Raw genomic sequence first — 22,286 nt, 5'->3', positions numbered from 1 at the left:
AAAAGTAGAAAAAAGTACGCAATCTATATTAATAATGAAGAGAAAAATAAAGGAGATTCACAAGTTTATACTTGGAATCTCCTTTATTTTAATTAGAATCAACTATTCTTTTCTTTCAGCAAATCGCGTATCTCCGTCAACAAGACTTCTTCCTTCGTTGGTGCAGGAGGAGCCGGAGGAGTAGCTGGCACTTCTGCCTGTTTTTTAGTTGTCAGTTTCGTAATCAACCGTATAAATAAGAATATAGCAAAAGCAATAATCAGAAAATCAAAGGTGGCTTGCAGAAACTGACCATAATCCAATGTCACGGCCGGAGCTATCTCTTTACCGTCAGCACCGATCTCTGCCGCTTTCATCACCCATTTCAAATCCGTAAAGTTCACACCGCCAACCAGTAAACCAATCGGAGGCATAATAACATTAGCAACCAATGATGATACGATTTTTCCAAACGCACCACCAATAACTACACCGACAGCCATGTCTATGACGTTACCTTTCATGGCAAACGCCTTAAAGTCCTGTAAAAATGTGCTCTTTCCCATCTTTTTTCAATATTTAATGTGAATTTAATATGCGAATATAAAAACATTTTTGTAATTTTGCACCGCATTTGAAAATAAAACAAGTGCGCAGGTCGAGAGATATTTGAACAAATATTATAAAACCCTTAAAAGTTTAAACAAAATGATTAAAGTAGGTATTAATGGATTCGGACGTATCGGACGTTTCGTTTTCCGCGCTGCAATGGAGAGAAACGATATTCAAATCGTAGGTATCAATGACCTTTGCCCGGTTGATTACTTGGCTTACATGCTGAAGTATGACACGATGCACGGACAGTTCAACGGTACTATCGAAGCAGATGTTGAAAACAGCAAACTGATCGTTAACGGTCAAGCTATCCGTATCACAGCTGAAAGAAATCCGGCTGACTTGAAATGGAATGAAGTAGGTGCAGAATACGTTGTTGAATCTACAGGTTTGTTCTTGAGCAAAGACAAAGCTCAGGCTCACATCGAAGCTGGTGCAAAATATGTTGTAATGTCAGCTCCTTCTAAAGATGACACTCCGATGTTCGTTTGCGGTGTAAACGAAAAAACATATGTAAAAGGTACTCAATTCGTATCTAACGCTTCTTGTACTACTAACTGTTTGGCTCCTATCGCTAAAGTATTGAACGACAAGTTCGGTATCCTTGACGGTTTGATGACTACAGTTCACTCTACAACTGCTACTCAGAAAACAGTTGACGGTCCTTCTATGAAAGACTGGAGAGGTGGTCGTGCTGCTTCTGGCAACATCATTCCTTCTTCTACTGGTGCTGCTAAAGCTGTAGGTAAAGTAATCCCTGCATTGAACGGCAAATTGACTGGTATGTCTATGCGTGTTCCGACTTTGGACGTATCTGTAGTTGACTTGACAGTTAACTTGGCTAAACCGGCTACTTACGCTGAAATCTGCGCTGCAATGAAAGAAGCTTCTGAAGGCGAATTGAAAGGTATCCTGGGTTACACTGAAGATGCAGTAGTTTCTTCTGACTTCCTGGGTGACGCTCGTACTTCTATCTTCGACGCTAAAGCAGGTATCGCTCTGACTGATACTTTCGTTAAAGTTGTATCTTGGTATGACAACGAAATCGGTTACTCTAACAAAGTTCTTGACTTGATCGCTCACATGGCATCAGTTAACGCTTAATTAGAAGCCTGAACAATATAGAAACCGCTGCGGGAAACCGTAGCGGTTTTTTTATACATTTCATTTTATATATTGTTAAAAAGCAACGTGTTATCCGTTGAATAAGCTACAATTTTAGTAGCTTTGTAACTCTATGGAGAGATTATTAATAACATTGATACTAGTTTGCACTATGAACAATATAACAAATGCCCAGAATCCTTTCTACGGGCAATACCATACGCCGCACGAAACCGTGCCGTTTGACCGGATTGAAACTGAACATTATGAGCCTGCTATCCTCGAAGGAATCAAGCTACAAAATGCTGAAATAGAGGCCATTATACAGAATCCGGAAAAGGCTGATTTTACCAATACGATAGAAGCTTTCGAAGAGTCAGGGGAATTACTGGACAAAGTAGTTGCCGTCTTCGGTAATATGTTGAGCGCAGAAACGAATGACGATCTACAAGAACTCGCTCAAAAGATTATGCCGTTGCTTAGTGAACACAGCAATAATATCACACTGAACGAAAAGCTATTCGCACGTGTGAAGGAAGTGTATAACCAAAAAGAGACTTTGCAACTGACACAGGAACAAAAACAGTTACTGGAAAATGCATATAACAGTTTTATTCGTCATGGCGCCAATTTAGAAGGAGAAGCACGGGAAGAATACCGTCGTCTGACTACCGAATTGAGTAAATTGACGCTTACCTTCAGTGAAAACAACCTGAAAGAGACGAATGCTTATCAAATGCTGTTAACGAAAAAAGAGAGCCTCGCCGGACTACCTGAAATTATCATAGAAGCAGCTGCAGAAACGGCCAAGAACGAAGAAAAAGAAGGATGGGCATTCACACTTCACGCTCCGAGCTATATTCCTTTCATGACGTATTCTGACAATCGGGATTTACGTCAAAAACTCTATATGGCTTATAATACCAAATGTACACACGATAACGAATTCAATAATATCGACATCGTAAAAAAGATAGCCAATACACGCATGAAAATAGCCCAGTTACTGGGATACAAAGATTATGCGGAATATACGCTAAAGAAAAGAATGGCTGAAAACAGCAAGTCGGTATACAAGCTGCTCAACCAACTGCTGGAAGCATACACTCCTACTGCACAACAAGAATATAAAGAGATACAAGAACTGGCTCGCAAAGAACAGGGAGCTGATTTCGTTGTCATGCCTTGGGACTGGAGTTATTATTCAAATAAACTAAAGGACAAAAAATTCAATATCAACGAAGAAATGCTCCGCCCTTACTTCGAACTGGAACAAGTGAAGAAAGGAGTGTTTGGCTTGGCAGAAAAGTTATATGGAATCACTTTCCGGAAAAATACAGAAATTCCGGTTTACCATAAAGAGGTGGAAGCCTTTGAAGTGTTTGATAAAGACGGTAAATTTTTAGCCGTCTTATACACCGATTTCCATCCGCGTCCGGGAAAGCGGGCCGGAGCCTGGATGACGAGTTATAAGGACCAATGGATAGATAAAAAGACCGGTAAAAACAGCCGCCCTCATGTATCCGTTGTGATGAACTTCACCAAGCCAACCGAGAATAAGCCCGCTTTATTGACTTTCAATGAAGTAGAAACATTCTTGCATGAGTTCGGGCATAGTCTGCACGGTATGTTTGCCAATTCTACTTACAGGAGTTTAAGTGGAACCAATGTATATTGGGATTTCGTGGAGCTTCCCTCGCAAATTATGGAAAATTTCGCCATAGAGAAAGATTTCCTCAATACCTTTGCCCGCCATTATCAGACGGGAGAAGTATTGCCGGATGAATTGATAAAACGCCTTGTAGATGCATCAAACTTCAATGTTGCGTATGCTTGTCTACGACAAATAAGTTTCGGTTTACTTGATATGGCATGGTATACGCGCAACACTCCTTTTGAAGGAGATGTGAAAGCTTATGAACAAGAAGCCTGGAAGGATGCGCAAATATTGCCGGTAGTACAAGAAGCTTGTATGAGTACGCAATTCTCCCACATCTTTGTCGGTGGATATGCCGCCGGATACTATAGCTACAAATGGGCGGAAGTATTGGATGCCGACGCATTTTCATTATTCAAGCAAAAAGGGATATTCAATCAGGAAGTGGCAGACTCATTCCGCAATAATATTCTGTCGAAAGGAGGAACGGAACATCCGATGATACTTTATAAACGTTTCCGCGGACAGGAACCGAGCATTGATGCTTTGCTAATCAGAAATGGGATAAAGAAATAAGTAGTAAATATTAAGTTATTAGATATTAAATATGAAGAGAAGTATATTTCAAATAGTAGGATTGCTTTTATTGCTTCCTTTATTTTCAGGGTGTAATGATTCGGACGATGTAGCTGCTATCTTTACAGGAAAAACCTGGAAACTAAATTATATCACAGTAGATGGAGGTCATGAGATGTTTGGCTTTTGGGAGAATGAAGAACAAGAGAAAGCAAGTATTAAAGAGCTTAATAAGAACGGTACATATAATATTGTATTTGATGGCACAGTAGATGGAGATGTTATTAACGGAAATATAAAAGGAACTGTAATTGCAACCAGTACTTTTGAAGGAAAATGGAATGCCAACGCCAAAAACAATAGCTTCAAAGCTACAGTTACCACTGCAGGTAGTTATGGCGACGACAAACTCGCCAAAAATTTTATAGAGGGGCTTAATGCAGCTACATCTTACGAAGGAGATAGTAATAACTTATACCTTTTATACAAACCGGCATCCGGTAAACAAACTTTCCGTATGGTTTTCCGGGTAGTAAGCAGTAAATAGTAAACAACATGGACACTGAAAAGAAACAATTAGAACTTGACAAACGTTATATACGTATGGCCAGTATATGGGCTGAAAATTCCTATTGTCAACGCCGTAAAGTAGGAGCTTTAATTGTTAAGGATAAAATGATTATCTCCGACGGATATAATGGAACACCTTCCGGATTCGAGAATGTATGTGAAGATGAAAACAACCTGACAAAACCATACGTTCTGCATGCGGAAGCCAATGCCATTACCAAAATAGCGCGTTCAAATAACAGTAGCGACGGTGCTACCATGTACGTCACCGCCTCTCCTTGCATCGAATGTGCAAAGTTAATCATACAGGCAGGAATCAAACGGGTAGTTTATTCCGAGCATTACCGCCTGGAAGATGGAATAGAGTTATTAAAACGGGCGGGAATCGAAGTTATCTACACAGAGTTAGATGATAATTCCTCTCCAAATAAATAAGAAGACGAACGTTTTAAAAAAGGAATAGACATGAGTACAAAAAACTCTTCACGTTTTACACCTGTCATCATAGCAGTCAGTGTGGTAGTCGGGATTCTTATCGGTACATTTTATGCCAAGCATTTTGCCGGCAACCGTTTGGGTATCATTAATGGTTCCTCCAATAAGCTAAACGCTTTGTTACGCATTGTAGACGATCAATATGTCGACACCGTAAACATGGCCGATTTGGTAGAAAAAGCCATGCCGCAAATTCTAGCCGAACTGGATCCGCATTCAACTTATATCCCAGCCCAAAATCTCGAAGAAGTCAACTCTGAACTGGAAGGCAGCTTCAGCGGAATTGGTATCCAGTTTACCATACAGAATGACACCATTCATGTCAATGCTGTTGTTCAGGGAGGTCCTTCTGAAAAGATAGGATTAATGGCGGGCGACCGTATTGTTACTGTAGACGATAGCTTGTTTGTCGGCAAGAAAGTAACGAACGAACGGGCTATGCGCACCTTGAAAGGTCCGAAAGGCTCACAGGTAAAATTGGGAATCAAACGAACAGGAGAAAAGGACTTATTACACTTCAACATCACACGTGGAGACATTCCTCAAAATACCGTAGATGCTGCTTACATGGTGAACGACGATATCGGTTATGTGAAAGTCAGCAAATTCGGACGTACCAGCCATGTAGAATTGCTTAATGCATTAGCACAACTCAACCACAAAAAATGCAAAGGTCTAATCATTGACCTGCGCGGTAATACCGGAGGATATATGGAAGCTGCCATCCGCATGGTAAATGAATTCTTGCCTGAAGGCAAGTTGATCGTATATACTCAAGGTCGTAAATATCCACGTGCAGAAGAATTTGCCAACGGTACGGGTAGTTGTCAGAAAATGCCGCTCGTTGTATTGATTGACGAAGGTTCTGCTTCCGCCAGTGAAATTTTCACCGGAGCTATTCAAGATAACGACCGGGGTACAGTTGTAGGACGCCGTTCTTTCGGTAAGGGACTTGTGCAACAGCCTATCGATTTCAGTGACGGATCGGCTATCCGCCTGACAATCGCCCGCTACTACACCCCATCCGGACGTTGCATCCAACGCCCATACGAAAGTGGTAAAGATCGTAACTACGAGCTGGATTTATACACCCGTTACGAACATGGAGAATTTTTCTCACGTGATAGTATCAAGCAGAATGAGAGCGAACGTTATAATACCAGCTTAGGACGTACTGTGTATGGCGGTGGTGGTATCATGCCGGATATATTCGTACCGCAGGATACAACGGGAGTCACTTCTTATCTATCGACAGTTATTAACCGGGGACTGACTATTCAGTTCACATTCCAATACACCGACAATAACCGGAAGAAGTTAAGCCAATACGAAACTGAGGAAGAATTACTGAACTATCTTCGTCATCAAGGTTTGGTGGAACAGTTTGTCCGTTTTGCCGACAGTAAAGGAGTGAAAAGAAGAAATATCCTCATTCAGAAATCATACAAACTATTGGAAAAGAACCTCTTTGGCAACATCATCTACAATATGCTTGGACTGGAAGCCTATCTCCAATACTTCAACAAGACAGATGCTACTGTCATTAAAGGTATTGAGATACTTGAAAAAGGAGAAGCTTTCCCCAAAGCTCCGGTAGCCGTTGAAGAAGAAGTGACGAAGGATAAAAAAGATGGAAAGAAAAAAAGAACTGCGCAAGCATATAGCATTACTGAAGACCCAACACGCGGATTCAACTATGCGAAAGCTGCAATCAGCTAATATACTTGCCGCCCTTGAAGCCCATCCGGCTTTCAGGGCGGCAAATACTGTATTACTATACCATTCGCTGAATGACGAAGTAGATACACATGCCTTTATTCAAAAATGGAGTAGCGAAAAACGGATTCTACTCCCTGTAGTAGTAGGCGATGATTTAGAACTACGGATATACACGGGACCGGAAGACATGTCAATCAGCGGCATCTACGGTATAGCAGAACCAACCGGAGAAATATTCACAGACTATGCAGCCATAGAGTTCATCGTCGTTCCCGGAGTAGCTTTCGATGCTAAAGGTAACCGTTTGGGGCGGGGAAAAGGATATTATGACCGTCTCCTGCCACGCATACCATCAGCCTATAAAGCAGGAATCTGTTTCCCATTTCAATTAGTAGAAGAAGTTCCGGCGGAATCATTCGACATCCGCATGGATATAATCATAACAATCAATGAAGACGAATTATCACACCCACACCACCCGCTGCCATCATGCGACAGGGAGTGACGAAGAATTTGTTTTAAGTGCCATCAAAGGCGGCTATCAAGAATTAGGCTTTTCTGACCACACTCCGTGGAAATATCACACTGATTATATATCCGACATCCGGATGCTTCCCGAAGAGTTACCGGGATATGTGGAAAGTATCCGTTCGCTGCAAGAGAAATATAAAAATCAAATCAGCATAAAAATAGGATTGGAATGCGAATACTTTCCTGAATACATACACTGGTTAAAAGGAATCATCAAAGAATATAAACTGGACTATATCATCTTTGGAAATCACCATTTTCACACAGATGAGAAGTTCCCCTACTTCGGCCGGAATACAGATTCGGTAGACATGCTCGAACTCTATGAAGAGAGTGCTATTGAAGGAATGGAAAGCGGACTATTTGCCTACCTTGCCCATCCGGATTTATTTATGCGTTCTTACCCCGAGTTCGATCGTCATTGTAAGCTAGTCAGCAGACATATCTGCCGGACGGCAGTACGGTTAAACTTACCGTTGGAATATAATATCGGATATGAAGAGTACAATGATATTCATGGCATTACTACCATTCCTCATCCGGATTTCTGGAAAATAGCCGCCCATGAAGGTTGCACCGCTATCATCGGCGTAGATGCCCATAACAATCAATATTTGGAAAATCCTTTTTATTACAACCGTGCAACCAAAACACTCCGGAAGCTAGGTATAAAGGTTATAGACAGAATATCTTTCTTCAACGAAAAATAATATTTGTAATTACGGTAGCTCCGACTCTCTGATTCAGCGTGCGCACCAATACCTCACGCCCCATCATCAATTCCTGACGAAGAGCTGCGGAAGTCAGATGCACATATAATGTCTGATTACGAATATAAAGATTGCTGGTATAAGCCGCCGCCGGTCCCAAGATTTGAGGCCAGGCGTCCAGTAGTCTTTGTTCGTTCAGCGGAGATTCCAAACTCTCCTGACGAAGAAACTGTTGAATCAGTTTTCCTATTTGTTCGGCATCATTGCGCTTCATTATCAGCCTCCGTTTCTTGAATTGTGCCCTCTTCTACACGAAATATTTTATAATCGCTGCCTACCTTATGTAAAATACGGTCGAGATGTCCCCGGTTCGTGTCCGTTATAAATATCTGCCCGAAATTGTCTCCAGCCACCAGCTTCACTATTTGCTCTACACGGGAAGCATCCAACTTATCGAAAATATCATCTAATAATAATAAAGGAACAGTCCGGCCGGTACGCTTCAAGAAATCAAACTGCGCCAGTTTCAATGCTACCAGATACGTTTTGTTCTGTCCCTGCGAACCTTCTTTCTTTATCGGGAATTCACCCAACAACATATTCAACTCATCTTTATGAATCCCACGCAAAGAGAATCCCATTATCTTATCCCTCTCCCTGCTTTGCTTCAACACTTCCAACAAAGAAGCATCTCGCGCATGAGACTCATAAGATAATCCCACCACCTCTTTATCCTGCGAGATAAAGGAATAGAAAGATTGGAAAATAGGAATAAACTCCCGGATAAACGCTTCACGTTTCTGGAATACGATTGCACCGGCTTGCGCCATCATCTCCTCCCATACAAGAAACAGCTCCTCCTCCACCGGAAACTCACTCTTCAACAATGTGTTACGCTGCGCCAATACTTTATTATACCGTATCAGCGCTTCAAGATATTCCTTATCATACTGCGAAATCACTACATCCATAAACCGGCGACGCTCCTCACTTCCCCCGGCTATCAATTCGGAATCGGCAGGTGAAACCATCACCAAAGGCAGAAAACCGATGTGGTCCGAAAAACGGCTATATTCTTTCTTATTCCGCTTAAATTGTTTCTTCGAACGGCGTTTCATCCCACAATAAATCTCTTCAGGAGTTCCGTCCTCCGCTTCATAAAAGCCCTGAATCACGAAAAAGTCTTGTTCATGACGAATATTTTGAGAATCAATCGGGTTTCCGGAGCTCTTACAGAAAGACAAGAAATACACCGCATCCAGCAAATTCGTCTTTCCCATTCCATTCAGTCCGAAAAAACAATTCAGCTTAGCAGAGAATCCCAGTTCTACCTCTTCCAGATTCTTATAGTTTAATATGGATATTCGTTTCAGTATCATTGTGTACACGTTAATTTGTTCACAAAAGTAGCAAGATTTTCGTGGTTTTCGGGTGTAAAACAAAAAAAGATGCTTCTAAATTTCGTTTGTAGATATAAAAAAACTACTTTTGCGAGTCGAAATATCAAACTGTGAATAATAACAAAAAGAATCATATAAAATGGCAGAACAAAAGAATCAGAACGAACATCTGAACGTAGAAGATGCACTGACACAATCGGAAGCATTTCTTATCAAGTACAAAAACGCAATTATTGGCGGTGTTGTTGCTGTGATTATTATTGTAGCAGGTTTTATCATGTACAAAAACCTCTATGCTGAACCACGTGAAGAAAAAGCACAGGCAGCTCTTTTCAAAGGACAGGAATACTTTGAACAGGATGCTTTTGAACAGGCTTTGAACGGTGACAGCATCGGTTATACAGGTTTCCTGAAAGTTGCTGATGACTACAGCGGAACAAAAGCTGCCAATTTGGCAAAAGCTTATGCTGGTATTTGCTACGCACAACTTGGCAAATATGAAGAAGCAGTGAAGATGCTGGACAGCTTTAATGGAAAAGACCAAATGGTTGCTCCGGCAATCTTGGGTGCTGCAGGTAACTGCTACGCACAACTTGGCCAATTAGACAAAGCGGCTTCTACTTTATTGTCGGCAGCAGACAAAGCTGACAACAACACATTAAGCCCGATCTTCCTGATACAAGCTGGTGAAATCCTGGTAAAACAGGGAAAATATGACGATGCTGTAAACGCTTACACTAAGATCAAGGATAAATATTTCCAATCTTATCAGGCTATGGACATCGACAAATATATCGAGCAAGCTAAATTGATGAAAAAATAATATACCATCTATTATATAAGGGAATCGAGGCACGGATTACACCGGATTAAGCGGACTATCTATTAAAACCGTGGAATCCGTGAAATCCGTGCCTTTCTTTTTAAATCTCTCATACTCTCAAATCTTCATTTTATAATTCTCAACTTTTAATTAACTATGGCAACAGCTTACCATAACTTATCCGAATATGATTTCAATTCCGTTCCGAATGCAGAAGCAATGAAATTTGGTATTGTCGTATCCGAATGGAATTTCAATATTACCGGTGCTTTACTGAAAGGCGCAGTCGATACATTAAAAAAACATGGAGCAAAAGACGAAAATATTCTGGTGAAAACTGTACCGGGAAGTTTCGAACTTACTTTTGGAGCCAACCAAATGATGGAAAATTGCGATCTTGATGCAATTATTGCAATTGGTTGCGTAATTAAAGGAGATACCCCACATTTTGATTATGTTTGCATGGGAGCAACCCAAGGAATTACCGAATTAAACGCAACTGGCGATATACCAGTTATTTACGGATTAATTACCACAAATACAATGGAGCAAGCAGAGGATCGTGCCGGTGGCAAACTGGGTAACAAAGGAGATGAATGTGCAATTACTGCAATAAAAATGATCGATTTTGTTTGGAGTTTAAATAAATAGTTGTATCTTTGCACCGCAATTGAGAAACAAACCTCCTCAAAAGCAAAAAAGGGCAAATACCAGAGTGGCCAAATGGGGCAGACTGTAAATCTGCTGTCTTTCGACTTCGGTGGTTCGAATCCATCTTTGCCCACAAAAATTGCGGAAGTAGCTCAGTTGATAGAGCATTAGCCTTCCAAGCTGAGGGTCGCGGGTTTGAGCCCCGTCTTCCGCTCTCCAAAGAGAATCTGAGAAATTAGATTCTCTTTTTTTTGTTTTACTTTAGACCGCTAAGCTTATGAAAAATTCTCCGGTACAATCGCACGTACTCCGACTAGCACATCCCCCTATCCTCACTATCCGCATCGGGATTATAGGACTGGGCAATCGCGGATTGCTCACCTTACAACGTTATCTGCAAATTGAAGGAGTAGAAATCAAAGCTCTTTGTGAAATAAGAGAAGGAAATCTAAGTAAGGCCCAACAACTATTAAAAGAAGCCGACCGTTCCGAAGCCACCGGATATACCGGAGTGGAGGGATGGAAGAAGATGTGCGAATCGGATGAAGTAGATTTAATATTCATCTGCACAGACTGGTTAATGCATACTCCAATGGCAACTTTCGCAATGGAATGCAATAAACATGTAGCTATTGAAGTTCCGGCTGCTATGAGCGTGGAAGAATGTTGGCAATTGGTAGACACCGCAGAAAAAACCAGGCGACACTGCATCATGCTCGAAAATTGTTGTTATGATCCCTTTGCACTAATGACTCTCAACATGGCCCAACGAGGATTGTTCGGAGAAATCATGCATGTAGAAGGAGCCTACATTCACGATCTTCGTTCAATGTATTTTGCCGAAGAGAGCGAAGGCGGCTATCACAACCATTGGGGAAAAAGATACAGCATCGAACATACAGGCAATCCTTATCCCACTCATGGGTTGGGCCCCGCCTGCCAGATACTGGATATTCATCGCAGTGACAGAATGGAATATCTCGTTTCCATGTCTACTCATCAGGCAGGAATGAGCGAGTATGCCCGCAGACTATTCGGCGAATATTCACCGGAAGCCCACCAGAAATATCAATTGGGAGACGTAAACACCACTCTTATCCACACGCTCAAAGGAAAGACAATCATGCTTCAATACGACATATCCACCCCACGTCCTTACAGCCGCCTTCAAACAGTATGCGGCACACTGGGATTCGCCCAAAAATACCCTGTCCCCTGTATCGCCCTGGATCCTAATGGAGACACTCCACTTGAAGGAGAACTGCTAGAAAAAATGATGGCACGCTATAAACATCCTTTTAGCGCAACCATTGGCGAAGAAGCACATCGCAGAGGCCTACCCAATGAAATGAATTATGTTATGGATTACCGCCTTATTCATTGTCTGCGCAACGGGCTTCCACTGGATATGGATGTATACGATGCAGCCGAATGGTCGTGTATCACAGAACTAAGTGAAAAATCTGTACTGAATAAGAGCATGGCAGTAGAAATACCGGATTTCACCAGGGGAGCCTGGAAAAAATACAAATACTAGGTTCTATCAGAAGTACAGACGAAGTAGATAGTTTACCCCAACAGGAGTAGTAAACGTTAAGCAATTCTAAAAAGGTGACTTCTTTTTAGGAAGAGCCTTTTTCTGGCATGTCTTTTATATGTATTTGACATCACATAAGCCTACACAAAATCAGGTAGAAAAAGTCAGACTCATCTTTTACCTCATAATAGAAACTTTTGTGATGAAAATATCGGGAACAAATACAAATAGTTGGCTAATTAATTACTATTTTTGACACGTAAATGAAAAACATCGAATAACCCCTATTAAAAACTTTAAAATATGATGAAGAAACTATTTACAGTCACTGCCATCGGCTTGGCTTTGTTAACTTGGCACACCAGTTGTACTCAACAACCAAAGGCTCCCGAAGCCTTTACCCCTATCAAAGTAGAAACTCCTGCCCGCCCTGCCGGACAAGAAGATGTAATCCAACTCGTTACTCCTAAAATTGATACCGTTCGTGTCGGTTTCATCGGATTAGGAATGCGTGGTCCCGGTGCCGTGGCACGCTGGACCCATATCCCGGGAACTAAGATTGTAGCATTATGCGACCTACTTCCCGAACGTGTTGAAAAATCACAAGAAATTTTGAAGAATGCCGGACTTCCTGAAGCTGCTTCTTACAGTGGTTCGGAAGAGGCATGGAAGCAACTTTGTGAACGGGACGATATTGATCTGGTATACATAGCCACCGACTGGAAACATCATGCTGCAATGGGTGTTTATGCCATGGAACACGGTAAGCATGTAGCTATCGAAGTTCCTGCCGCCATGACACTGGATGAAATCTGGCAGCTAATCAATACTTCCGAAAAGACACGTAAGCATTGTATGCAGCTCGAAAACTGCGTATATGACTTCTTTGAACTGACTTCTTTAAATATGGCACAACAAGGCGTATTCGGAGAAGTACTTCATGTAGAAGGTTCATATATCCACAATCTGGAAGATTTCTGGCCTGAATACTGGAATAACTGGCGAATGGATTATAATCATCTACACCGTGGTGATGTATATGCTACCCATGGCATGGGCCCTGCTTGTCAGGTACTTAATATCCATCGTGGCGACCGCATGAAAACATTGGTATCGATGGATACGAAAGCTGTCAACGGACCGGCTTATATTAAGAAACAAACAGGAGAAGAGGTGACCGACTTCCAGAATGGTGACCAGACTTCTACCCTGATTCGCACAGAGAACGGTAAAACGATGTTGATTCAGCACAACGTAATGACTCCACGCCCATACAGCCGTATGTATCAGATAGTGGGAGCCGATGGTTACGCAAGCAAATATCCGATTGAAGAATATTGCCTGAGACCTTCACAAGTTGATTCAAAAGATGTGCCTAATCATGAGAATCTGAATGCACATGGTTCTGTACCTGAAAACGTAAAAAAAGCCTTGATGGATAAATATAAAGATCCTATTCATATAGAGTTGGAAGAAACAGCCAAGAAAGTAGGTGGACATGGTGGTATGGACTTTATCATGGACTACCGTCTGGCATATTGCTTGCAGAATGGACTGCCATTGGATATGGACGTTTATGACCTGGCAGAATGGTGTTGCATGGCTGAACTTACCAGACTTTCTATCGAGAACAATTCAGCTCCGGTAGAAGTACCCGACTTCACTCGCGGCGGATGGAATAAAGTACAAGGCTACCGTCACGCTTTTGCAAAATAAAACAGAATATTTCCTTTTAGCACGAGCATAATGAACCAATCCGGCTTCTCCCCCAAAGCCGGATTATTCATGGGTTCGTGTTTGAACATTTTATAGATTATCATAATCACGTTTATGAAAACAGCTATTCCAAAGCCTTCTAAGCAAAGCATTATCCGTGAAGCCAGAGATTATGTAATGATTGCCATCGGCATGATTTTGTATGGTATCGGTTGGACCGTTTTTCTGTTGCCTAACGATATCACCACCGGGGGAGTACCGGGTATTGCTTCTATCGTATATTGGGCCACAGGTTTTCCGGTACAATATACGTACTTCAGCATCAACTTCTTCTTGCTGCTACTGGCCCTCAAGTTGCTGGGACTAAAGTTTTGCATCAAAACTATTTTTGGTGTATTTACCCTCACCTTCTTTCTGTCCGTCATTCAAAAATTGACGGCAGGTTTCGGGCTTCTCCACGACCAACCCTTTATGGCATGTGTCATCGGAGCATCCTTCTGTGGAGGCGGCATAGGTGTTGCTTTTTCGGCTAATGGAAGTACGGGAGGTACAGATATTATTGCAGCCATCATCAACAAATACCGGGACATCACATTAGGAAGAGTCGTGCTCATCTGCGATATGATTATCATTTCTTCCAGTTATTTTGTCTTAAAAGACTGGGAAAAAGTGGTGTATGGGTTTGTAACTCTTTATATTTGTAGTTTCGTTCTCGACCAGGTAGTGAATAGCGCCCGCCAATCCGTACAGTTCTTTATCATATCTAACAAATATGAAGAAATAGGACGGCATATTAACGAATATCCACACCGGGGAGTAACGATTATCAATGCAACCGGCTTTTATACAGGACGAGAAGTAAAGATGATGTTTGTATTAGCCAAGAAAAGGGAATCGCCTATCATCTTCCGGTTGATAAAAGACATAGACCCGAATGCATTTGTATCGCAAAGTGCTGTCATCGGAGTGTATGGAGAAGGATTCGATCATATCAAAGTAAAATAAAAAAGAAATGAAAAACCAATATTGAGAAACATGAAATTTCGACCAACCCCCAACTTATTAACAGGCATTTTCATGGGAATATTTTCCCTGACAACACTTAGTACAATGGCTGAGAAAGCCGTGAAACCTTATTGGCAGGACGTGCAGGTAGTTGAAGTCAACAAAGAGTATCCACGTACTTCTTTTATGACATACAACAATCGCGCTGATGCCTTGAGTGGCAAGTTCGAACGAAGCAAGTATTACCGCTTGCTGAACGGAACTTGGAAATTCTACTTCGTAGACTCTTATAAAAAACTTCCCGAAAACATTACCGATCCGAACACCAATACAGATTCGTGGGATGATATTCAGGTACCCGGCAACTGGGAAGTACAAGGACACGGAATAGCCATCTACACCAATCATGGTTATGAATTCAAACCGCGCAATCCACAACCTCCTACTCTTCCCGAAGCCAATCCGGTAGGAGTTTATCGCCGGGACATCGATATTCCGGCAGACTGGGACGGGCGGGATATCTACTTGCATCTGGCAGGAGCTAAGTCTGGCGTATATGTATATATCAACGGACAAGAAGTAGGATATAGCGAAGACTCCAAGAATCCGGCAGAATTTCTTATCAACAATTACGTGAAGCCGGGAAAGAACGTACTTACAGTTAAAATCTTCCGTTGGAGCACCGGTTCCTATCTTGAATGTCAAGACTTCTGGCGTATGAGTGGTATTGAACGCGATGTTTTTCTGTATTCACAGCCTAAAGCAGCTCTCAAAGATTTCCGAATTAAGTCTACGCTGGACGACAGTTACAAAAATGGAATCTTCGGTTTAAATGTCGATTTGAGAAATCACGAAAAGGCTGCAACTAATCTTACATTAGTTTATGAACTATTAGATGCACAAGGAAAAGTTGTAGCTACTGAAGAGAAGACAGCCTATATTCCATCGAACGAAGTACGTACACTTTCTTTCGATAAGAATCTGACAGATGTCAGCACATGGACCTCCGAACATCCGAATCTATACAAACTGTTGATGACAGTAAAAGAGAATGGCAAAGTCAATGAAATCATTCCTTTCAATGTAGGATTCCGCCGGATTGAGATCAAGCCTATCGAACAGAAGGCTGCTAACGGAAAACCGTATGTCTGCTTATTCATCAACGGTCAGCCTCTGAAACTGAAAGGGGTAAATATCCACGAACATAACCCGTCAACAGGTCATTATGTAACAGAAGATTTAATGCGCCGTGACTTCGAATTGATGAAACAACATAACTTAAACAGTGTACGCCTTTGCCACTATCCGCAAGACCGCCGTTTCTATGAACTTTGTGATGAATACGGACTTTATGTATATGATGAAGCCAATGTGGAAAGCCACGGAATGTATTATGATCTCCGGAAAGGCGGTTCACTGGGTAACAATCCCGAATGGCTGAAACCGCACATGGATCGTACCATCAATATGTTTGAACGTAATAAGAACTACCCGAGCGTTACATTCTGGTCGCTGGGAAATGAAGCCGGAAACGGATATAATTTCTATCAGACTTATTTGTGGTTGAAAGAGGCAGACAAAGACCTGATGGATCGTCCGGTCAACTACGAACGTGCTCAATGGGAATGGAACTCCGATATGTATGTTCCGCAATATCCGGGTGCCGACTGGCTGGAAAATATCGGAAAGAATGGTAGCGACCGTCCTGTAGCTCCTTCGGAGTATGCACATGCCATGGGAAACTCCACGGGAAACCTGTGGGGACAATGGCAGGCAATTTACAAATATCCGAATCTCCAAGGTGGATATATCTGGGACTGGGTAGACCAAGGTCTTCTCCAAAAAGATAAGAATGGAAGAGAATACTGGGCCTACGGAGGTGACTTCGGCGTAGACGCACCTAGCGATGGTAACTTCCTCTGCAACGGTCTTGTCAATCCGGATCGTGGTCCGCATCCGGCAATGGCTGAAGTGAAATATGTACATCAGAATGTAGGTTTTGAAGCAGTAGATGCCGCAGCCGGTATATTCAAAATCACCAACCGTTTCTATTTCACTAACCTGAAAAAATATCAGATTCACTACAATGTACTTGCTAACGGAAAGACAATAAAAGGTGGAAAAGTATCTTTGGATATTGCTCCGCAAGCCTCTAAAGAATTCACCGTACCGGTAAATGGTCTGAAAAACCAACCGGGAACAGAATATTTTGTCAACTTCAGTGTAACAACCACAGAGCCTGAACCGTTGATTCCAACCGGATATGAAATTGCATACGACCAGTTCCAACTTCCTATCCAGGCAGAGAAGAGTATATATAAAGCAAACGGTCCGGCATTGAAAACAACGATTCAAGGAGATGAATTAATCATTTCTTCCTCCAAAGTAAACTTTGTATTCAACAAGAATAGCGGATTAGTAACCTCGTATAAAGTAGATGGTACAGAATATTTCAAAGACGGATTTGGTATTCAGCCTAACTTCTGGCGTGCTCCTAATGATAATGACTATGGTAACAGCACTCCTAAACGTTTGCAGATATGGAAACAATCAAGCAAAAACTTCCGCATAACGGATGCCACCATGACAGCAGAAGATAAAGCAGTCTCCTTAAATGTAACCTACTTACTGGCTGCCGGCAACTTGTATGTTGTCACTTACAAAATCTATCCGAACGGAATAGTTAACGTAAATGCCAAATTCACATCAACGGATATGCAGCCTACAGAAACAGAAGTTTCCGAAGCTACCCGCATGGCTACATTTACCCCCGGAAGTGATGCTGCCCGTAAGGCTGCCTCCAAACTGGAAGTCCCCCGTATCGGTGTGCGTTTCCGCTTGCCGGCACAGATGAACAATGTACAATACTTTGGCCGTGGCCCGGAAGAGAATTATATCGACCGCAATCACGGAACGCTCGTTGGCGTATATAAGACAACAGCGGATCAAATGTACTTCAACTATGTGCGTCCACAGGAAAACGGACATCACACTGATACCCGTTGGATCGCTTTATCTCCTAATAAAGGAAACGGCCTGGTGTTGGTAGCGGACAGTCTTATCGGTTTCAATGCCTTGCGCAACTCTATCGAAGACTTTGACTCTGAAGAAGCTCTGCCCCACCCTTACCAATGGAATAACTTCAGCCCGGAAGAGGTTGCCAATCACGACGAGAACGCTGCCCGCAACGTATTACGGAGAATGCATCATGTCAACGACATCACTCCCAGAGATTTCGTTGAGGTTTGTGTAGATATGAAGCAACAAGGAGTAGGCGGATATGACAGTTGGGGTGCTCGCCCGGAACCTTTCCACCAGATCCCGGCTAACCGTGATTACCAGTGGGGCTTCACATTAGTACCCGTTCGCTCGGCTAACCAGGCCAACGAAGCTGCTAAATATGATTATCGATAACCTTAGTATAAATTTTTAAAGAAAAAAAACATGAAAGATTTATCTAGCATCGTAGCTAAATTTAAAGTCCAAGGTACGATAGAAGAAATCAAACCTTTGGGTGCAGGACTTATCAACGACACTTATAAAGTAAACACCAAAGAAGCAGATGCTCCCGACTATGTTTTGCAACGCATCAATCATGCCATTTTCCAGAATGTAGAAATGCTTCAATCCAATATTAGCGCTGTTACCAATCACATTCGCAAGAAACTGACGGAAGCCGGAGAATCGGATATAGACCGCAAGGTGTTGAGTTTCCTCGAAACAGAAGAAGGTAAAACATACTGGTTTGACGGTGACAGTTATTGGCGTGTGATGGTATTCATCCCACGTGCAAAAACGTATGAGACGGTAAATCCCGAATATTCCAATTATGCAGGAGAAGCCTTCGGTAACTTCCAGGCTATGCTGGCCGATATTCCGGAAACATTGGGTGAAACCATACCCGATTTCCACAACATGGAGTTCCGTCTCAAACAACTACGTGAAGCCGTTGCGAAGGATGCTGCCGGACGGGTAGCAGAAGTGAAGTACTATCTGGATGAAATAGAGAAACGCGCAGATGAAATGTGTAAGGCTGAACGTTTATATCGTGAAGGGAAACTTCCCAAACGCGTTTGCCATTGCGATACGAAAGTGAATAACATGATGTTCGACGAGGATGGTAAAGTGCTTTGTGTCATTGATCTGGATACGGTAATGCCTAGCTTTATATTCTCCGATTATGGTGACTTCCTACGTACAGGTGCCAACACAGGTGATGAAGACGACAAAGACCTTGATCGTGTAAACTTCAATATGGAAATATTCAAAGCATTTACCAAGGGCTATCTGAAAGGAGCCAAATCATTCCTGACTCAGATCGAGATTGAGAATCTTCCTTATGCGGCGGCTTTATTCCCATACATGCAGTGCGTACGGTTCCTGGCAGATTATATCAACGGAGATACTTATTATAAAATCAAATATCCGGAACATAACCTCGTTCGCACCAAAGCACAATTCAAATTACTTCAAAGTGTGGAAGCAAACACACCGGAAATGATAGCGTTCATCAACGAATGCTTGTTAAATTGAGAATTGAGAATTAAAAATTAAGAAATAAGCTGCGCTGTGGTGTAGCTATTTCTGGATATTCTCAAAATTTTAAAATATAAGGCAACTAATTCTTTACGAGTTAGTTGCCTTTTTGATATCTTTAATCAGAGGGATTATTGAATAATCCCTATTTCTCAATTTTTAATTCTCAATTCTCAATTTAATAAATGCTCCATTTTTCCAATGGTAGACTACAGGGCGGCGGAGAAACGGTTTCAGTTTCTCTGCTGTTTCTTTTGACATATAGTCGGAGGTTGTTAACGTAAGTGTCAGTTCCGTATTTTCTTTATTAAAATCGGCTTTCATCAATAGCATATCTGCCGAACGGCGTGCTTCATCAAACTCATAAACTCCTGCTGAATCGGGAGCATTCAGAAAATCATCCATCAGGGGCAGGGTAATAAAGAGAGATGTTGTAAGCGGTTTCCAGTCGTCCGTATAGAAATGGATGCTGCTATCACAGGCAGGAGCACAAACAGTAGAGACTGTACAGATTACGTTCGTTGAATCATTTAATGCCAACACTTTCATCTGCCAGGTCGATTGAGCTGACATTTGCATACGGATATAGTCTTTACCAAGATCAGTCATCTCCGACTTCTTGCCAAAACGGTTTTCTACTTGCGCTTTCATCTTACTTTCCAGAAAGTCTATGCAATCTTCACGATTCACTTTTGTAAGCAAGGGGCTTAGAGAATCCGGCATATTCACAAACAACGTTTTGGCCTCTTGTGCCTGAAGAGCAGTCGAAACAAAAAGTCCGACAGCAGAGAAGAATATAGTGATAACAAGTTTATTTATTTTCATATCTATCTTATTTAACCTATGACAAACAGTCTTGTGTAACTGTTTTAACTTTTAGACCCCAAATATAAGAATATCATTCCGATTAACACCAGTATAAGGTCAATCGCTTTGCTTTTTAAATTCTTTTCACGGAAGAAAAGCGCACCGAAAGTGAAAGAAACAACCACACTTCCCCGACGAACCATCGAAACAATAGAAATCATCGAATCGTCGTAACTTAATGCGTAAAAGTAAACAAAATCGGCAGCAGAAAGGAAAATGGAGATCAGGATAATCGTCCAATCCCAGCGGAACGGAGTAGTGGACTTTCTTTTAGGCCACCAAAGCAACAACAGGATAGGACACATGATAAACACCTGATAAACATTATACCAGGATTGCACCAACATCGGATTCAGAGACTTCATCAGATATTTATCATACAAACCACTGATAGCACCTGTAATAGCAGCCAGTACAATAAAAAAGATCCATTTGTTATGCTTAAAATCAATTCCTTCTTTCTTTCCCGAACGGCTCAACATAAAGAAAGAGGCAATGGCTAGCATCACACCAATCCATTGATAGAGATTCAATCGTTCACCGAATACCAGCATAGCTCCCACGAGCACCATCACCGGACGGGTGGCATTGATAGGTCCTACAATGGTTATGGGCAAATGTTTCATTCCGAAATATCCGAATATCCACGAAGACAATACGATGAACGACTTGATGATAATATATTTATGCTGTTCCCAACCAGCAACGGGAACATTGAATATTGTTCCTCCTAACAAGTCCGGTTGATAAACGGATATCAGGATAAACGGTAGAAAGATGAGACTGGAAAAGAATGTATTTAGAAACAAAACAGGAAGTACTGCATTATCTTTCAACGATTTCTTCTTGAATACATCATAAAAGCCCAGCAAAGTAGCCGAGAGGAATGCTAATAATAACCACATGAGAATATTTATTATTTACTAATTACCAATTATAAGTTATCAGCGACAGACGGTTCGCCAGTTATAGATGATTGCTGGTCATCACATTCAAATATACTTTCCGGGTATTCCACGTTGACCAGAAACAGGGCTTGTCCCGGAGCAGATGTCCCGGCTTTGCAACGGTCCTGCTGTTCTATAATCCGCCGGAAACCTTCAACAGTCAGTTTCCCGCGTCCCACTTCAATGAGCGTGCCTACAATGGCTCGCACCATATTCCGCAAGAAACGGTCGGCACGAATGGTAAACACCCAGGTAGCATCTTCTTCCTGCGTCCATTCTGCATGAGTGATATGACAAATATTGGTCTTTACATCCGTATGAAGTTTACTGAAACTCGTAAAATCGTTGTACTCGAAAAGGATACGCGCTGCTTCGTTCATGCGTTCATAATTCAACTGGTTATAAAGACGCCAGCGATATTGCCTGTTAAAAGGATATTTCGATGTCGTCACATAATATTTATAAGTTCGCGCAGTCGCATCAAAACGGGCATGGGTATCCGGCCGAACCCGGCAAACACGATAAACGGAAATATCGGGAGGTAGCAGACGATTCAATTTATCAGTAACAGAAGTAGTATCCAACAGTTCATCGGAATCAAAATGAGCAACCATCAGAGAGGCATGCACTCCCGCATCCGTCCGGCCTGCTCCTATTACTTCAATTTCGCGACGCAGAAAGGTAGACAATGCCTTCATCAGACATTCCTGCACACTAATCCCATTCGGTTGAATCTGCCAACCGTGATAGTTGGTTCCGTCGTAAGCCAAATAAATAAAATACCTTTGCACGCTAATTCCTCTTTTTTAGGGTTTTCGCGCGCAAAAGTAGTCATTTTATCTCATTTA

General features: G+C 41.9%; 20 protein-coding genes and 2 tRNA genes. 16 read left to right on the top strand and 6 right to left on the bottom strand.

All coding sequences use genetic code 11. The annotated features are described in order from the left end of the window. Positions 1–98: 98 nt before the first annotated feature. Positions 99–545, bottom strand: coding sequence for a large-conductance mechanosensitive channel protein MscL (mscL, locus tag Bovatus_RS22180; protein ID WP_004301777.1), 447 nt, complete (start codon positions 543–545; stop codon positions 99–101). A 142-nt stretch (positions 546–687) separates the two neighbouring features. On the opposite strand from mscL, the gene gap reads away from it, so the two are divergent. From gap to Bovatus_RS22145, 7 genes are all read left to right on the top strand, one after another. Next, positions 688–1,698, top strand: a complete 1,011-nt coding sequence (gap, locus tag Bovatus_RS22175) for a type I glyceraldehyde-3-phosphate dehydrogenase (protein WP_004301776.1) — start codon at positions 688–690, stop codon at positions 1,696–1,698. A gap of 172 nt (positions 1,699–1,870) precedes the next feature. Next, complete coding sequence (locus Bovatus_RS22170) at positions 1,871–3,931, top strand: M3 family metallopeptidase (RefSeq protein WP_004301775.1); 2,061 nt, start codon at positions 1,871–1,873, stop codon at positions 3,929–3,931. A gap of 31 nt (positions 3,932–3,962) precedes the next feature. Beyond that, positions 3,963–4,478 carry a DUF4847 family protein gene (locus tag Bovatus_RS22165; protein WP_004301774.1) on the top strand — a complete coding sequence of 172 codons (516 nt, stop codon included), beginning with the start codon at positions 3,963–3,965 and terminating at the stop codon, positions 4,476–4,478. Between the two features lie 8 nt (positions 4,479–4,486). Then, entirely contained in the window at positions 4,487–4,936 is a 450-nt protein-coding gene (locus Bovatus_RS22160; protein WP_004301773.1) for a dCMP deaminase family protein, read from the top strand. A gap of 30 nt (positions 4,937–4,966) precedes the next feature. Next, entirely contained in the window at positions 4,967–6,715 is a 1,749-nt protein-coding gene (locus Bovatus_RS22155; RefSeq protein ID WP_004301772.1) for a S41 family peptidase, read from the top strand. Then, a complete protein-coding gene (locus Bovatus_RS22150) occupies positions 6,693–7,220 on the top strand; it encodes a 5-formyltetrahydrofolate cyclo-ligase (RefSeq protein WP_004301771.1) in 528 nt (175 codons plus the stop codon). The genes Bovatus_RS22155 and Bovatus_RS22150 overlap by 23 nt, the downstream gene beginning before the upstream one ends. After that, the gene (locus Bovatus_RS22145; protein WP_009000519.1) at positions 7,165–7,956 is read left to right on the top strand and encodes a histidinol-phosphatase; all 792 of its coding nucleotides are present in this window, start codon (positions 7,165–7,167) and stop codon (positions 7,954–7,956) included. Before Bovatus_RS22150 ends, Bovatus_RS22145 begins: the two co-directional genes overlap by 56 nt. Here Bovatus_RS22145 and Bovatus_RS22140 read toward each other — a convergent pair. Both Bovatus_RS22140 and recF read right to left on the bottom strand, forming a co-directional pair. Next, positions 7,943–8,230, bottom strand: coding sequence for a DciA family protein (locus Bovatus_RS22140; RefSeq protein ID WP_004301769.1), 288 nt, complete (start codon positions 8,228–8,230; stop codon positions 7,943–7,945). The two genes, Bovatus_RS22145 and Bovatus_RS22140, sit on opposite strands and share 14 nt — an antisense overlap. After that, the gene (gene recF, locus Bovatus_RS22135; RefSeq protein WP_004301768.1) at positions 8,217–9,335 is read right to left on the bottom strand and encodes a DNA replication/repair protein RecF; all 1,119 of its coding nucleotides are present in this window, start codon (positions 9,333–9,335) and stop codon (positions 8,217–8,219) included. The genes Bovatus_RS22140 and recF overlap by 14 nt, the downstream gene beginning before the upstream one ends. Before the next feature lie 160 nt (positions 9,336–9,495). On the opposite strand from recF, the gene Bovatus_RS22130 reads away from it, so the two are divergent. The 9 genes from Bovatus_RS22130 to Bovatus_RS22090 all read left to right on the top strand — a co-directional run bounded on the left by Bovatus_RS22130 (position 9,496) and on the right by Bovatus_RS22090 (position 19,621). Next, positions 9,496–10,179: a tetratricopeptide repeat protein gene (locus tag Bovatus_RS22130; RefSeq protein ID WP_004301767.1), complete on the top strand. Its 684-nt coding sequence runs from the start codon at positions 9,496–9,498 to the stop codon at positions 10,177–10,179. 156 nt (positions 10,180–10,335) lie between these two features. Continuing rightward, complete coding sequence (gene ribH, locus Bovatus_RS22125) at positions 10,336–10,830, top strand: 6,7-dimethyl-8-ribityllumazine synthase (RefSeq protein ID WP_004301766.1); 495 nt, start codon at positions 10,336–10,338, stop codon at positions 10,828–10,830. Between the two features lie 50 nt (positions 10,831–10,880). Beyond that, positions 10,881–10,963, top strand: a tRNA-Tyr gene (locus Bovatus_RS22120). A gap of 8 nt (positions 10,964–10,971) precedes the next feature. Continuing rightward, positions 10,972–11,044: transfer RNA gene (locus Bovatus_RS22115), tRNA-Gly, on the top strand. A gap of 63 nt (positions 11,045–11,107) precedes the next feature. After that, entirely contained in the window at positions 11,108–12,367 is a 1,260-nt protein-coding gene (locus tag Bovatus_RS22110) for a Gfo/Idh/MocA family protein (RefSeq protein WP_004301765.1), read from the top strand. Positions 12,368–12,673: 306 nt separating this feature from the next. Then, complete coding sequence (locus Bovatus_RS22105; RefSeq protein WP_009000517.1) at positions 12,674–14,083, top strand: Gfo/Idh/MocA family protein; 1,410 nt, start codon at positions 12,674–12,676, stop codon at positions 14,081–14,083. A 114-nt stretch (positions 14,084–14,197) separates the two neighbouring features. Beyond that, positions 14,198–15,088: a YitT family protein gene (locus tag Bovatus_RS22100; protein WP_004301761.1), complete on the top strand. Its 891-nt coding sequence runs from the start codon at positions 14,198–14,200 to the stop codon at positions 15,086–15,088. Positions 15,089–15,160: 72 nt separating this feature from the next. After that, on the top strand, positions 15,161–18,502 hold the full coding sequence (locus tag Bovatus_RS22095) for a glycoside hydrolase family 2 TIM barrel-domain containing protein (RefSeq protein ID WP_369748742.1): 3,342 nt from the start codon (positions 15,161–15,163) through the stop codon (positions 18,500–18,502). 30 nt (positions 18,503–18,532) lie between these two features. Beyond that, positions 18,533–19,621 (top strand): phosphotransferase enzyme family protein, encoded by a 1,089-nt coding sequence (locus tag Bovatus_RS22090; RefSeq protein WP_004301757.1) that lies wholly within the window; start codon positions 18,533–18,535, stop codon positions 19,619–19,621. Positions 19,622–19,783: 162 nt separating this feature from the next. Here the strand turns inward: Bovatus_RS22090 and Bovatus_RS22085 are convergent, their stop codons facing one another. From Bovatus_RS22085 to truA, 3 genes are read right to left on the bottom strand one after another with little or no spacing between them, the layout of a single operon-like run. Beyond that, entirely contained in the window at positions 19,784–20,449 is a 666-nt protein-coding gene (locus Bovatus_RS22085) for a DUF3256 family protein (protein WP_004301756.1), read from the bottom strand. Positions 20,450–20,493: 44 nt separating this feature from the next. Further along, positions 20,494–21,396 (bottom strand): DMT family transporter, encoded by a 903-nt coding sequence (locus Bovatus_RS22080; RefSeq protein WP_004301754.1) that lies wholly within the window; start codon positions 21,394–21,396, stop codon positions 20,494–20,496. A gap of 29 nt (positions 21,397–21,425) precedes the next feature. Beyond that, entirely contained in the window at positions 21,426–22,229 is an 804-nt protein-coding gene (gene truA / locus Bovatus_RS22075; protein WP_004301752.1) for a tRNA pseudouridine(38-40) synthase TruA, read from the bottom strand. Between the last annotated feature and the right edge of the window lie 57 nt (positions 22,230–22,286).

It is taken from the genome of Bacteroides ovatus (genome assembly GCF_001314995.1).
In the GTDB taxonomy this organism is placed as follows: Bacteria; Bacteroidota; Bacteroidia; order Bacteroidales; family Bacteroidaceae; genus Bacteroides; species Bacteroides ovatus.
This window is presented reverse-complemented; position numbering and strand designations above follow the sequence as displayed.